This is a genomic window from Cohnella phaseoli (assembly GCF_003386235.1).
Lineage (GTDB): Bacteria > Bacillota > Bacilli > Paenibacillales > Paenibacillaceae > Cohnella > Cohnella phaseoli.
This window is the reverse complement of record NZ_QRDZ01000064.1, coordinates 1-13,038: the sequence shown is the minus strand read 5'-3', so window position 1 is coordinate 13,038 and position 13,038 is coordinate 1. Positions and strand designations below refer to the sequence as shown.

The window sequence follows — 13,038 nt, the reverse complement described above, 5'->3', positions numbered from 1 at the left end:
CCTTTTTTGAAGAAATGATGGATAACGCGTCATTTCTACAATAAAGGAGCTTTAATGCGTTTGGCTACGAGAAAACAATCATAATATTCCTTATACAGGTAATTATGGAGATCGTTTTTTTCATGTTAGTTTTGATGCATGACTAGTGCAAAAAAGTGCCTTGATGCACCCCGAGTCGGGGAGTGAAGGCCAAAAAAGTCAAAAAAGTGCCTTGATGCACCCCGAGCTGGGGAGTGAAGGCCAAAAAAGTGCCCTGATGCGCCTCGATCTAGGGAGTGAAGGCCAAAAATGCGCTGTGAGAGCAAGGAGCAACGGAAAGTTGATTTGAAATTCGTAAGAGGCACTACCAGAGTGCGGGCTGCGAAGGTTGTCCGCTTAAGGACGCCCCCCTTTCGTTCAGAACAAGGCTGCTTGCTCTGCGATGCACTCCTCCGAATCGTTTTTTACATTGCCTACGATCGGAGAGACGGGGTAGGCGCGCATTTTATCCGCCGGGTACGGCTTCAGCAAAGCCATGAGCGCATCGATGTCGGAGTTGCTGCGGTCCAGCCAGAAAGCTTCGTCCTCCGGATGCAGAATGACCGGCATGCGATCGTGAATGTCGGCCATCAGACTGTTGGGAGACGTCGTAATGATCGTACATGTACTGAGCTTGCTTCCGTCCGGAGTCTGCCATGTATCGTACAAACCCGCCATCGAGAACAAAGCGTCTTCTTTCAGCGTAATGCGCATTGGCTGCTTCGAATTGCCGCTTTTCTTCCACTCGTAAAATCCGTCCGCCGGAATGATCGCCCTTTTTCTCCCTACGAGAGTTTTGAACGAAGCTCGCTCCAACAGCGTCTCCGCCCGCGCATTGATCATCTTGCTTCCGATTTTGTCGTCCTTGGCCCAGGAAGGCACGAGCCCCCAGCGAAGCTCGCCGAGCCTATTTTTGACGCCGTCGTGAATGACCGCCCACACCTCTTGCATCGGGGCTATATTGTATCGCGGGGTGTTGTATCGGGCCATCGGCTGCTCAGTCAGATAGCGTCTGATCAACTCATCCATCGTGACTACGATCGTAAATCTTCCGCACATCGTTTGTCCCCCCCCTTATAAACTCATTGAATCACAGCAGAATGAGCGGTTCAAGCGAATCTGCTCGCAACTTAGAAGGAATTCCCCGGGAAATTGTCGAAATTTATCCCATTATCGATAAAATTGATTTTGGGAGATTCGGGAGAATGGTTGGGTCTAAACGTTTTTTTATTCGGCTATGTACGGTTATTCTATTATTCTCGTGTTTATCTGCGTGGAGCGAAGAGGCTGCTCCGAATGCCGCCACCGCCACTGCCGTTACTGTTGAATCTATAAATTCTCCAATCGTCAATCCCAAGCGGGTCTATTCCTATTCCGTTATGAGCCGCGACCTGAAAGCGCTTGCCGCCCGCTATCCCGAGCTGATCAAGCTCGGCTCCGCCGGAACCAGCGAATACGGGCGGGAGCTGTGGACGGCCGATCTCGGTCGCGGCCCAGCCGTTATTCTCATTATGGGCTCTCACCATGCGCGGGAATGGATCACGACGATTACCGCCATGATGCAGCTTGAAACGATGGCCCGCCAATACGAGCAAGGCTCTGTCGTATACGGGAGCTATCGGGCGAAGGACTTGCTCGATCGCGTCACAATCCGGTTCGTGCCGATGGTGAATCCCGACGGGGTTGCGCTGCAGCAGTCCGGTTTGGCGGCTTTGCCGCCCGACACGCACGCCTCGCTCATTCAAATGAACGGAGGCAGCCGCAACTTCAAGCGCTGGAAAGCCAACGGCAAAGGCATCGATCTGAATCGCTCCTATCCCGCCGATTGGGACGATATTCAGAATCCTGCAAGCGGCCCCGCTTATATGAACTATAAAGGAAAGAAGCCGCTGCAAGCCAAAGAAGCCCAGGCGGTCTACGATTTGACGCTGGCTTCCGTGCCGGAGCTAGCGGTCGCCTATCATTCCTCCGGCGAAATTGTGTATTGGAACTATAAAACCGATCCGGCAAACTTGAAGCGCGACAAGGCGATCGCCAGCGCCTATTCCGCGATGACGGGCTATCGGCTTTTTGCGCCGCTCGCCAATCCCTCCGGGGGCGGATTTACCGACTGGTTCATTCAGGAGTTCGGGCGTCCGGCGCTGACGCCGGAGCTTGGACGCGGCGCGGGGCCGTCGCATGTCCCGCTGGCGGAATGGGACCGGATTTGGAAGCAGCATAAAGACACTGTATGGATGCTGGCCAAGGAAGGGTACTCCCTATGGCTGAGTCGGCAGACCGTCGCCGAGTTGAACGAGGAGGTTCGTCTGACCGAGACTGTGCAAGGCTACCGGTACCCCGATTTGGGCTCGAGGCTAATAGCCAAGCTGGATCCGGGGCGCTATGAGGCGCTTAGACAGAAAGGCGATTGGGTGGAAATTTCATCGCCTAAAGGTGCGGTCTGGGTATCTTCGCTCCATACGCTAGTCGGTCCGTTCGAGAGGCTGGACGGTATGGCCGTTGCGATCGGTCCGGATACGGAGGCTTACCGATCGCCGGCAGGTGCGCAACCAGCGGCTGCAAAGCTGGAAGCTCAGACCGCGGCAGGCCTCGAACGTTGGCAGGATTGGCTGCTGATCCGAGCGGTCGAGGGTATCTTCTGGATTAAGGAGCCGTTCGAACCGTCTACGGCGGTCGAGCCGGCAGACATGTAAAAAAAGGGGCTGACTCATAAGCACAACAAGTTGCTGTCCAAAATATCGATGATGAAAGTGCAAGGGGTATGTACCTCCTTTCGATGCTATACGCACCTGAAACCTGAATGGGCTAGCCCATGATAAGGTGGTTTCAGGAGCGTATGATGCGTCTCCGGGAGGAACATACCCCTTTGCGTTCTTTTTGCAATGTCCTCGATCAAGAAAAGCGACTTTTAGCTCCCCGTCTGCCCCTCCGAATCATTGCCGCGCGCCGATCAAGCGAAGCGTCCGCAACTTTTACGAAACGACGAATTGGAATTAACGCTCTACAAATATTCGCTTTCTATGATGGAGGTGTGAAGGAAAAACGACATTTCGGGAAAGGTGAAGGAAATCCTACAATCGGGAGCTGCTGAACACATGATTCGTTATTTATGGTTTGACCTCGGGTATACGCTGGTGAAGACGAACCGGGAGGAAGCATACCAGAAGGCGCTGGAGCGCATGGGCGTATATCGTAGCGGGGAAGAGATCGCCATCGCCTACCACCGCTCGGACAAGCTGTTCATGCGGGAGTATCCAGGGGTGCTGGGAAAGGATAGTCGCGCGTTTCTGCCTTGGTACGTGGGAACGCTCAATTATAATTTGCGGCTATCGCTGCCGATCGAGGAGGTGCTGCAAGCCCATCGGGATATCGCCCGGGAGTGCCCGATGAAATGGCAGGCTTACGACGGAGCCAAGCGGACGCTGCAGCATTTGCGAAGCCTGGGCTACCGTCTCGGACTGATCTCCAACTGGGACGAGTCGGCGCGGGAGGTGCTGGCCCGCAACGGTCTGGACGAGGAACTGGACGAGATCGTCATCTCCTCGGAGGTCGGCGTTGAGAAGCCGCATCCGGATATTTTCCGGATGGCTCTGGACAGGGGCGGCGTGTCGGCGAGCGAATCGCTGTACATCGGCGACAATTACTACGACGACGTCGCGGGCAGCCAGAAAATCGGCATGCACTGCCTGCTTATCAACGCTTACGGAAGCCTCGGCATCGAGGAGCTGTCCTACCGCCCGGTTATCGCGGGCATTGAGGACGTGGCGGCATACCTTGGGCATCCCGGGCTGCCGCTGGAGATTACGGGATAAGGAGCTCGGCGGATGGCCACGATTTCGGAGAAAATCCAGGTGCAATTCGATTCATTAAGCGTCGCGCAGAAGAAAGCGGCGCATTACATTCAATCCAATATGCAGGATGCGGTCATGTCGTCCGCCCAGAAAATCGCGGGCAAGTCCGGCGTTAGCGAGGCGACGGTTCACCGTTTGGCCCAGGCGCTCGGGTACGAGAGCTTCACGGGCATGCTTCAGGACTTGCGGGGACACGTGCTGAAGGATCAGCGGGCGGTCCACAATTTTGTCCATACGACGAGCCGTCAGGAGGAGTCCTGGATCGAGAAGCATTTTGCCCGCGAGATCGACAATCTGAGGGAGACGATGGCTTGGACGGACAAGGCGCACCTTCGCCAGGCGGCGAGGATGCTGCTGGACGCGGACCGAATCTGGATCGCGGGATGGCGGATGGGGTTGTCGGTTACCTCTTTCTTCAGCTTTGTTCTGAAATACATGCTCGGCAATTGCGAACTGATTCCTCAAGGAGGTGTTGCGGAATACGCATCCTACATTAAACCCGGCGATCTCGTATTTGCGTGCGGCTTTCCCAGATATTGCTCGCGAACGCTCAAGGTGGCGGCGCTGGCCAAGGAACAGGGAACGAAGGTGATCGCGCTGACCGACTCCGGCCTGTCGCCGTTTGCGAAGCTGGCCGATACGACGCTGCTGGCGGCATGCAAGTCGACCGGTTTTCTCGACTCCTATACGGCGGCTTTGTCCATCGTCAACGCTCTGATCAATGAAATCTCTCATCTGGAAAAAGAAAGAGTCAAGGCGAACATCGAAAAGATGGAAGTGATGTTCAAGCAATTTCAGGACAACTTCGAATGGACGAACCGTTCGAAACCATAATCGCGGCAGGAAAGGGTACTCGATGGATATTACGGTAATCGGTTGTTGGGGAGCGTACCCCGAGAAAAACGAAGCGACCTCAGGCTACTTGGTCGAGTGCGGGGGCGCGAAAATATTGCTGGATTGCGGCAGCGGCGTGCTCTCCCGTCTGCAAAACCACTGCGCGCTCGAAGAGCTGGATGCGGTCGTGCTTACGCATACGCATGCGGATCATATCGCGGACGCGTACAGTCTGGAGTTCGCCATCCTCGTTCTGATGCAGATCGGCGAGCGCACCAAACCGCTGGACGTGTACGCGAACGAAGCGGATATCGGCAAGCTCGCATTCGAATATCCGAATTGCGTTCGCGTGCATCCCATCCGCGCAGGAGAGGCAACGACGATCGGAGACGCGAGGCTGGAGTTTTCCGAGAACGTGCACGAAATTCCTTGCCTGGCCGTCAAGCTGACGTCGCCGGAAGGCAAAACGCTCGTCTATTCCGGCGATACCGGCTACTGCGAAGCGCTGATCGAGCTGTCCCGCTCCGCCGACGTTCTGATCGTCGAGAGCAGCTTTTACGATATTCAGGCAGGCAGGATGAAAGGACATCTGACGGCCGGAGAAGCGGGCAAAATCGCGGCGCTGGCCGGCGCGGGGCAGACGATTCTGACGCATTTGCCCCATTACGGGGAGCGAAATCAACTGGTTACGGAAGCTTCAAGGCATTACAAAGGGCCGATCCGGCTCGCTTATTGCGATATGAAAATCAACATTTGAATCGAAAGGGGTTTTTCTCTTGTTGAAGCTGAATAGATCGCTTATGCTAGGCTGCTCCGCCCTGATGGCGGCGTCGGTGGCGTTGTCCGGCTGCGGGGGCAGTACGGGCAAAGACGGTTCCGGCAATTCCTCCTCCATACCGACGGAAAGCGCCGTAACCTCATCTCCGTCTCCTTCCGCCGCGGCAAGCGACGGAGGCAAAGTCGAGGGCGGCACCGTTCGGGTGGCGATGGCGACCGAGCCCGACAACCTGGATCCTTATTTGTCGGCGGCGACGGATACCGGCTCGATGATGGACAACGTATTCGACGGCTTGTTCGAGGGCGGCGAGAACAGCGAGCTGGTTCCGGCCATCGCCGAATCGTACAGCGTGTCCGGGGATGGATTGACTTACACGTTCACGCTGAAGAAGGGCATCAAGTTCCATGACGGCTCCGATCTGACCTCCGAGGACGTGTACTACTCCTATGCCAAATTGTCCGGACTGAACGGGAAGGATCCGCTGTCCTCGAAGTTCGCCGCGATCGAGACCCTCGAGACGCCGGACGACTACACCGTCGTCGCGAAGCTGAAGGAGAAGGACGCCGCGTTCCTGGCGGCCAACATCGTCGCCATCGTTCCGAAGGACTACGAGGAGCAAAGCGCCAAACCGATCGGAGCGGGTCCGTTCAAATTTTCGGTGTACACGCCAGGCCAACAGCTCGTACTGGAGAAAAACGAAAGCTTCTACGACCGGGAGCATGCGCCGACGCTCGACCGCGTCGAATTCAAGTTCATGCCGGACGCGAACGCCTCCGTGCTTGCCCTGAAATCCGGCGACATCGACATGGTGCCGGGCATCTCCTCGCAAGGGGCGCTGCAGCTCGGGGACGGCTTCCGCATCGTATCCGGACCGCAGAACATGGTGCAGCTCATGGCGCTTAACAATTCGGTCGAGCCGCTTAACGACGTTAAAGTTCGCCAGGCGATCAACTATGCGATCGACAAGGATGTCATCATTCAGACGGTAGCGGAAGGCAACGGGGTCAAGCTCGGCTCCAACATGAGCCCGGCGATGAAAATGTACTATCAGGAAGGTCTGGAGAAGCGCTACGAGCCGAATGCCGAGAAGGCGAAGCAGCTGTTGAAGGAAGCGGGCTACGAGCAAGGAATCAAGCTGACGATTACGGTGCCGTCCAACTACAAATTCCACGTCGATACGGCGCAGGTCATCGCCGAGCAGCTGAAAGCCGTCGGCATACAGGCGACGATCAAGCAGGTGGAATGGAGCAGCTGGCTGGAGGACGTGTACAACAACGCCAAATACGAAGCGACGATCGTCGGTTTGACGGGCAAGCTCGATCCGCATGAGGTGCTCGGACGTTACGATTCGAAATACGCCAAAAACTTCTTCAAATTCAGCAGCGCCGAATACGATGAGCTTGTAGGCCAAGCGCGTCTGGAGATCGACCCGGACAAGCGGGCCGAGCTGTACAAGCAAGCGCAGACGATGCTGACCGAACAGGCCGTCGCGGTGTACATCATGGACCCGAGCCGATCGGTCGCGATGAAGGACAGTCTGGAAGGCTTTAAGATGTATCCGATCCAGAAATACGACTTTGCCGCTATGTACTATACGAAGTAACGAAGGAGAACGCAGTGAGATTTTACATCCGGAAGCTGGCTTCATTGGGCTCTACCGTCCTGCTCGTATCGGTCATTACGTTTCTGGTCTTCCAGGTGCTGCCGGGCGATCCGGCGGAGATCGTGCTCGGCGTAGACGCCGATCCGCACCAGCTCGCCGAGCTTCGGCAGACGATGGGCCTCGACCGTCCGGCAGCGGAGCGCTACTGGACCTGGGTCAAGGACACGTCCGCCGGCGATTTCGGTCAATCCCTCCGCTACCATCGTTCGGTGGCGGACATCGTAGCCGAGCGCCTGCCGGTAACCGTGTCGCTCGCGATTCTTTCCTTGGGACTTACCCTGCTTATCGGCATTCCCCTGGGCGTCTATATCGCGCGCAGAGACGGCAAGCTCTCGTCCCTGCTGTTGTCGGCGTTCACTCAGCTCGGGCTGGCGGTGCCGTCGTTCTGGCTGGCGTTTATTCTGATTCTGGTCTTCTCCGTCACGTTCAAGTGGTTTCCGACTTACGGCTACGTGCCTTGGAGCGAAAATCCGGCGCAGGCGTTCCGCTCGCTGTTTCTGCCTTCGCTCGCGTTAGCGGTGCCCGGCATCGCTGTCGTCATCCGGTATTTGCGCAACACGCTGCTCGACCAGCTCCGCATGGATTACGTGCGCACGGCCAGGAGCAAAGGGCTGCGCGACAGGATCGTCCTGTATCGGCATATTTTACGGAATTCGCTCGTCCCGGTGCTGACGATCGTCGGCCTGCTGATCGCGGATACGCTGGGCGGCAGCATCGTCGTGGAGAACGTGTTCGCCTTGCCGGGGCTCGGCAATCTGCTGATCACCTCGATCGGCACGCGAGACCTGCCGCTGCTGCAGACGATGGTGCTGTACATCGCGGTGATCGTCGTCTGCATCAACTTTATCGTCGACATTTTGTACAGAGTCATAGATCCGCGCATTCGGCTGAAAAGGTGAACGAGATGAAATGGAAACGGCTGACCCGCAACAAACCGATGATGATCGGCGGCGGCTTGATCGCGCTGCTGCTTGCTTTTATGGTGACAAGTCTGTTCTATACCCCTTACGCTCCTAACGAGATGAACACGGAAATGCGCCTCTCTCCGCCGCAGGCGGATTACTGGTGGGGGACGGACAATTTCGGGCGGGATATTTTCAGCAGGATTATGGAGGGGGCCCAGACAGCGTTTCTGATCGGCTTCTCCTCGGTGGCGATCGGTTTGGTCTTCGGTTTGGCGATCGGCGCGCTTGCCGGATACGCCGGAGGCTGGCTGGATGAAGTTCTGATGCGCGTCATCGATGCGAAGCTGGCGTTCCCCGGCATTTTGCTGGCGATTATGCTCGTAACCGTCTTCGGTCCCGGGCTGGGCAACACGATCGCGGCGCTCGGCGTCATGAGCATTCCGGCGTTTGCCAGAATCGCCCGCGGCGGGTTTATCCAGTACAAGGAGTTCACATTCGTCAAAGCCGCGACGGCGCGGGGGGCGGGACCGCTGCGCATCGTGTTTCTGCACATCCTGCCCAATATTTCTTCGCCGCTTATCGTGACCGCCTCGTTGCGTTTTTCCGGCTCGATTCTCGCCGAAGCTGGGCTCAGCTATTTGGGACTTGGCGTTCAGCCGCCCGATCCGAGCTGGGGACGGATGCTGAGCGAGGCGCAGCCGTTCATCGCGAACGCTCCGTGGTACGTCCTCATTACGGGGGCCGTTATCACGACGATGGTGCTCGGCTTTAATTTGCTCGGTGACGGGATACGGGACGCTTACGACAATAAGGGTTAGGAGGAGGCCGTCATGGCAAGCGCCTTGCTTGAGATCGAGAATATGGAAGTGGCGTTTATGCTCGGAAACAAGGCTTATCCGGCATTGCAGCAGATTTCGTTTAAGGTTGGAGAGAAGGAGACGGTGGGTATCGTCGGGGAGTCCGGCTGCGGCAAAAGCTTGACCTCCCTGTCCGTCATGGGGCTGCTGCCCGAGACGGCGGCGATCACCAAAGGCGGGATGACGCTGGACGGCAAGCCGTTGGCATCCGGTTCCGCGCAAGAGTGGAGCGGGGTCCGAGGCAAGCTGGTGTCGATGATTTTCCAAAATCCGATGTCGGCGCTCAATCCGCTTATGCCGGTCGGCAAGCAGATTGCGGAGATGACCCGAACGCATCTGGGCGTGTCGAAGCAAGAAGGGAAGCGGCTTGCACTGGATATGATGGGCCGCGTCGGACTGTCCAGGGTGGATCGTCTGTACGACGATTACCCGCATCAGCTCTCCGGCGGAATGATGCAGCGGATCATGATCGCGATGGCGCTCGTCTGCAGCCCGAAGCTGCTGATCGCCGACGAGCCGACGACGGCGCTCGACGTTACGATTCAGGCGCAAATTCTCGATCTGCTGCGCGATATGAATCGCGAGCTGGGCACGGCGATTTTGTTTATCTCTCACGATCTTGGCGTCATTCGCGAAGTTTGCGACCGGGTTATCGTCATGTACGCCGGGTATATCGTGGAGGACGCCCCGGTCGGAGACATTTTGGAGCGTCCCAAGCATCCGTATACGGCGGGGCTTCTTCAAGCTTTGCCGAGTGTCGGCAAGAGAGGGCGCCCGCTGTACACGATTCCCGGCCGGGTTCCGCCGCTGGCCGATCGGGGAACGGGATGTCCGTTCGCGGGCCGCTGTCCGAGCGCGACGGACTTGTGCGAGGCAGTCGCTCCCGAACTGACGGAGACGTCGCCGGACCACCGGGTTCGCTGCCATCTCTATGCGGACGGCGGGAGGGCGGTATGATGGAGGCGCTGATCGAGGTTCGCGCCCTCGCCAAGCATTATCCCGTTCCGAAGCGAAGGCTGCTGGAGAAGCGCAGCGTTCTGCGGGCGGTGGACGGCATATCGTTCCGGATCGGCGAGGGAGAAATTTTCGGCCTGGTAGGCGAAAGCGGCTGCGGCAAATCGACGACGGGCCAGATGCTTGTGCAGCTTGTGAAGCAGACGGCCGGCGAGCTGCTCTATAGGGGATTTCCGGTCGGCGGACGAACGGGGAAGGAGCTGAAGAGGCTTCGTCAGGACATCCAGATCGTGTTCCAGGACCCGTACTCGTCCTTGAATCCGAAGAAGACGATCGGATGGACGCTCGAGGAGCCTCTTGTCGTGCACGGGATCGGCGATAAGCCGGAGAGGCGGAGACTTGTCGCGGAGACGCTGGAGCAGGTTGGGCTGGACCCGGGCTTCGCGAATCGGTATCCGCACGAGCTGAGCGGTGGACAGAAGCAGCGTGTCGGGATCGCCGCCGCCCTGATTCTTGCGCCCAAGTTTATCGTGATCGACGAGGCGGTGTCCGCGCTCGACGTGTCCGTGCAATCGCAAATCCTGAACCTGCTCAAGGAGCTTCAGCGGAAGCGGGGCCTCACCTATTTGTTCATCTCTCACGATCTGAACGTCGTGGAATATATCAGCGACCGGGTTGGCGTCATGTACCTGGGGAAAATGGTAGAGATTTTCACGGTCGGAGAGACGGGAGGACAACCGCTCCATCCTTATACTAGGGCGTTGTTCTCATCGGTTCCGGACGTAGCCGCGAGGAGGGAACGCGTAGCGCTTCAGGGCGAGGTGCCCAGCCCGATCCATCCGCCGAGCGGGTGCGCGTTTCATCCGAGATGTCCGTTGGCGACGGAGCTGTGCCGCACGGAAGCTCCGGAATTAAAGGCCGTCGGTCCCGGACACGAGGTAAGCTGCCACAACTATGAGGAGGCGAACGTTACACGATGAAAATAGGCATTATTTCCGACCTGCACGTCGACTTGAACGAGCTGGCAGGGGAGCCTTCGATCGAGGAGGCGCTGATCGAGGTCGCCGGCGAGCGCAGACTGGACGGGCTGATCGTCGCCGGGGACATCTCCAACGACGCGAACCGCAGTCTTGCCGTTCTCCATGAGCTGAAGCGGCGGTGCGGCATTCCCGTCTGGTTCGTTCCGGGCAATCACGATTATTGGAGCAAGATCAACGGCAACCGCGACACGTGGAGCATTTACCGGCAATTTCAGACGTTCGAAGGCTGCCTGAGCGAACGGCCCGCGGTTCTCGACAACGGCTGGGTTATTCTCGGCAATTCCGGCTGGTACGACTACACGATGGGCGAGCCGGGCTATACGTTTGACGATTTTGAACGCATGCATGCGATGGACCGGACGTGGCAGGACAGCCTATATGTGACATGGGGAATGAGCAATCGCGACATCCATAAGTACTTTTACGATAGCTTGGAGCGGGAGCTGGCGGAGCATCGGGGCAAATCCATCGTGATGGTCACGCATATGCTGGGGCATCCGTATTTCAAGGTTCCGATGCCTCATCCGCAGTGGTCGTACTTTAACGCTTTTCTCGGGAGTACGGAATACGCCGAGCTGTATCGGCGATACGGCGTCCGCTACGGAATTATGGGACATGTTCATTATCGAAAAGATTACGAGGAACAAGGCACGAAGCTGATCTGCTCCTGTCTGGGCTACCGTAAGGAATGGCGGCAGTCATCGGCGGTCGCGGAGATTCGGGATTGCTTGCAGACGATTGTGTTGGAAGATTAGGCCGTACAATCTACCCTCCGGCGATTTTTTGATACAATAGAAAGGAAGACATTGCTGGGGGAGGTTGAAAATTGATACGGTTACCCAAGTATATTCATAACTCACAGGGTACACTGTGGTTGACCGAGGACGAGAGGGACAATTTAAAGATCAGCTATCGCATCAAGGAAGTCGTATTTGAGGAAGAAAGCCCGTTCCAACACGTCATGGTGTTGGATTCGTTCGATTTCGGTCCCATGCTTGTGCTCGACGGCGTCGTACAGACGACTTCGCAGGACGGACATATCTACAACGAGATGATCACGCACGTTCCGCTATCGATACATCCTAGTCCTACAGATGTGCTGATTATCGGCGGCGGAGATTGCGGAGCCGCCAAGGAAGCGGCCAAATACGAAAGCGTGGAACGGATCGATCTGGTCGAGATCGACGAGACCGTCGTCAGAGCCAGCAAACGCTATATGCCGGAGGTGTCCGGCAATCTGTCCGATCCGCGAGTTCATTATCATTACGCCGACGGCGTTGAGTTCGCCAAGCGGCATACAGCCGCATACGACGTTATTATCGTCGATTCGTCGGACCCAGTCGGACCGGCGCAAGCGCTGTTCGAGCCGGCCTTCTACGAAAGCCTGCGCCGGGCGCTGCGCGATGACGGACTTATGGTATGCCAAAGTCAGTCCCCGATTTTTCACGGCGACATTATGGAGCAGACATATCGCCGAATCGGGCGCATTTTCCCTTACACCCGCCTATATACGGCCGTCGTTCCGACTTATCCGGGAGGCTTGTGGAGCTTTACGCTGGGCTCCAAGCGAGAGCTTCCCGAACCGGAACGAATCCGTTTCGATAAAACCGCATTGTATGCGAACCAAGAGCTGATGCGCCGCTGCTTTTCTCTGCCGGCTTTCTTGAAAGAAAGGCTGGGCCCGTCGGCAGGCGCCCAACTGACGAAATAGCCTTAAGGCGGCATTCAAGCGACAATAGGGGCTGTCCCGAACCGGGGGCGGCCCCTTTCTTATGGACAATCCTCCGAGCAGAGAGGGGAAGCCTTCGCATTTTCCTCGTTTAAAAAAATCGGCAAGTGTTTGATTGTATTAATTAGTTTTACCGGGGAGGGTACGGATAGCGATAAGGGGGGCATGACGGAAGTGTGGAGAAAACGATGGGTTCCTTATTCGCTGAAATATCTATCTATTTGCACACCAAAGTTTCCGCAGGGAAGTTAGTCGGAATATCGTACAAAGCAGCTCGAATCAGGCTTGAAATGAGAGAATTTGTTCGAAAAACCGTTACTACTTAGGTCTCCCGAAAATAGGGAGACTTTTTCATAAATTTTAAAGGAATTTGGATACCACACGACGAACTATTTCTAATATACAAGTG

General features: G+C 56.8%; 12 protein-coding genes. 11 read left to right on the top strand and 1 reads right to left on the bottom strand.

Annotation, left to right across the window (positions count from 1 at the left end; genetic code table 11):
- Window positions 1-396: 396 nt before the first annotated feature.
- Window positions 397-1,077 (bottom strand): SOS response-associated peptidase, encoded by a 681-nt coding sequence (locus DFP98_RS38380; protein ID WP_116065931.1) that lies wholly within the window; start codon window positions 1,075-1,077, stop codon window positions 397-399.
- A gap of 146 nt (window positions 1,078-1,223) precedes the next feature.
- Between DFP98_RS38380 and DFP98_RS38375 the strand changes: the two genes are divergently transcribed.
- From DFP98_RS38375 to speE, 11 genes are all read left to right on the top strand, one after another.
- Window positions 1,224-2,711, top strand: a complete 1,488-nt coding sequence (locus tag DFP98_RS38375) for a M14 family metallopeptidase (protein WP_116065930.1) — start codon at window positions 1,224-1,226, stop codon at window positions 2,709-2,711.
- A gap of 402 nt (window positions 2,712-3,113) precedes the next feature.
- A complete protein-coding gene (locus DFP98_RS38370; RefSeq protein ID WP_181918201.1) occupies window positions 3,114-3,830 on the top strand; it encodes an HAD family hydrolase in 717 nt (238 codons plus the stop codon).
- A gap of 12 nt (window positions 3,831-3,842) precedes the next feature.
- Window positions 3,843-4,703 carry a MurR/RpiR family transcriptional regulator gene (locus DFP98_RS38365; protein WP_116065928.1) on the top strand — a complete coding sequence of 287 codons (861 nt, stop codon included), beginning with the start codon at window positions 3,843-3,845 and terminating at the stop codon, window positions 4,701-4,703.
- Between the two features lie 22 nt (window positions 4,704-4,725).
- The gene (locus tag DFP98_RS38360) at window positions 4,726-5,460 is read left to right on the top strand and encodes an MBL fold metallo-hydrolase (protein ID WP_116065927.1); all 735 of its coding nucleotides are present in this window, start codon (window positions 4,726-4,728) and stop codon (window positions 5,458-5,460) included.
- A 19-nt stretch (window positions 5,461-5,479) separates the two neighbouring features.
- Window positions 5,480-7,084 (top strand): ABC transporter substrate-binding protein, encoded by a 1,605-nt coding sequence (locus DFP98_RS38355; protein ID WP_116065926.1) that lies wholly within the window; start codon window positions 5,480-5,482, stop codon window positions 7,082-7,084.
- 14 nt (window positions 7,085-7,098) lie between these two features.
- A complete protein-coding gene (locus DFP98_RS38350; protein WP_116065925.1) occupies window positions 7,099-8,043 on the top strand; it encodes an ABC transporter permease in 945 nt (314 codons plus the stop codon).
- 5 nt (window positions 8,044-8,048) lie between these two features.
- Window positions 8,049-8,867, top strand: a complete 819-nt coding sequence (locus tag DFP98_RS38345) for an ABC transporter permease (RefSeq protein WP_116065924.1) — start codon at window positions 8,049-8,051, stop codon at window positions 8,865-8,867.
- A gap of 12 nt (window positions 8,868-8,879) precedes the next feature.
- Entirely contained in the window at window positions 8,880-9,863 is a 984-nt protein-coding gene (locus DFP98_RS38340; protein WP_116065923.1) for an ABC transporter ATP-binding protein, read from the top strand.
- Window positions 9,860-10,840, top strand: a complete 981-nt coding sequence (locus DFP98_RS38335) for an ABC transporter ATP-binding protein (RefSeq protein WP_116065922.1) — start codon at window positions 9,860-9,862, stop codon at window positions 10,838-10,840. Before DFP98_RS38340 ends, DFP98_RS38335 begins: the two co-directional genes overlap by 4 nt.
- Window positions 10,837-11,655: a metallophosphoesterase gene (locus DFP98_RS38330; protein WP_116065921.1), complete on the top strand. Its 819-nt coding sequence runs from the start codon at window positions 10,837-10,839 to the stop codon at window positions 11,653-11,655. Before DFP98_RS38335 ends, DFP98_RS38330 begins: the two co-directional genes overlap by 4 nt.
- 71 nt (window positions 11,656-11,726) lie before the next feature.
- Window positions 11,727-12,611, top strand: a complete 885-nt coding sequence (gene speE, locus DFP98_RS38325) for a polyamine aminopropyltransferase (RefSeq protein WP_116065920.1) — start codon at window positions 11,727-11,729, stop codon at window positions 12,609-12,611.
- Window positions 12,612-13,038: the final 427 nt, after the last annotated feature.

Excerpts from the sequence above, each read along its gene's own strand:
- DFP98_RS38345 (WP_116065924.1), top strand. The coding sequence starts at position 8,049 with ATGAAATGGAAACGGCTGACCCGCAACAAACCGATGATGATCGGCGGC.
- DFP98_RS38340 (WP_116065923.1), top strand. The coding sequence starts at position 8,880 with ATGGCAAGCGCCTTGCTTGAGATCGAGAATATGGAAGTGGCGTTTATG.
- DFP98_RS38380 (WP_116065931.1), bottom strand. The coding sequence starts at position 1,077 with ATGTGCGGAAGATTTACGATCGTAGTCACGATGGATGAGTTGATCAGA.
- DFP98_RS38370 (WP_181918201.1), top strand. The coding sequence starts at position 3,114 with ATGATTCGTTATTTATGGTTTGACCTCGGGTATACGCTGGTGAAGACG.
- DFP98_RS38335 (WP_116065922.1), top strand. The coding sequence starts at position 9,860 with ATGATGGAGGCGCTGATCGAGGTTCGCGCCCTCGCCAAGCATTATCCC.
- DFP98_RS38360 (WP_116065927.1), top strand. The coding sequence starts at position 4,726 with ATGGATATTACGGTAATCGGTTGTTGGGGAGCGTACCCCGAGAAAAAC.
- DFP98_RS38375 (WP_116065930.1), top strand. The coding sequence starts at position 1,224 with ATGGTTGGGTCTAAACGTTTTTTTATTCGGCTATGTACGGTTATTCTA.
- DFP98_RS38365 (WP_116065928.1), top strand. The coding sequence starts at position 3,843 with ATGGCCACGATTTCGGAGAAAATCCAGGTGCAATTCGATTCATTAAGC.
- DFP98_RS38330 (WP_116065921.1), top strand. The coding sequence starts at position 10,837 with ATGAAAATAGGCATTATTTCCGACCTGCACGTCGACTTGAACGAGCTG.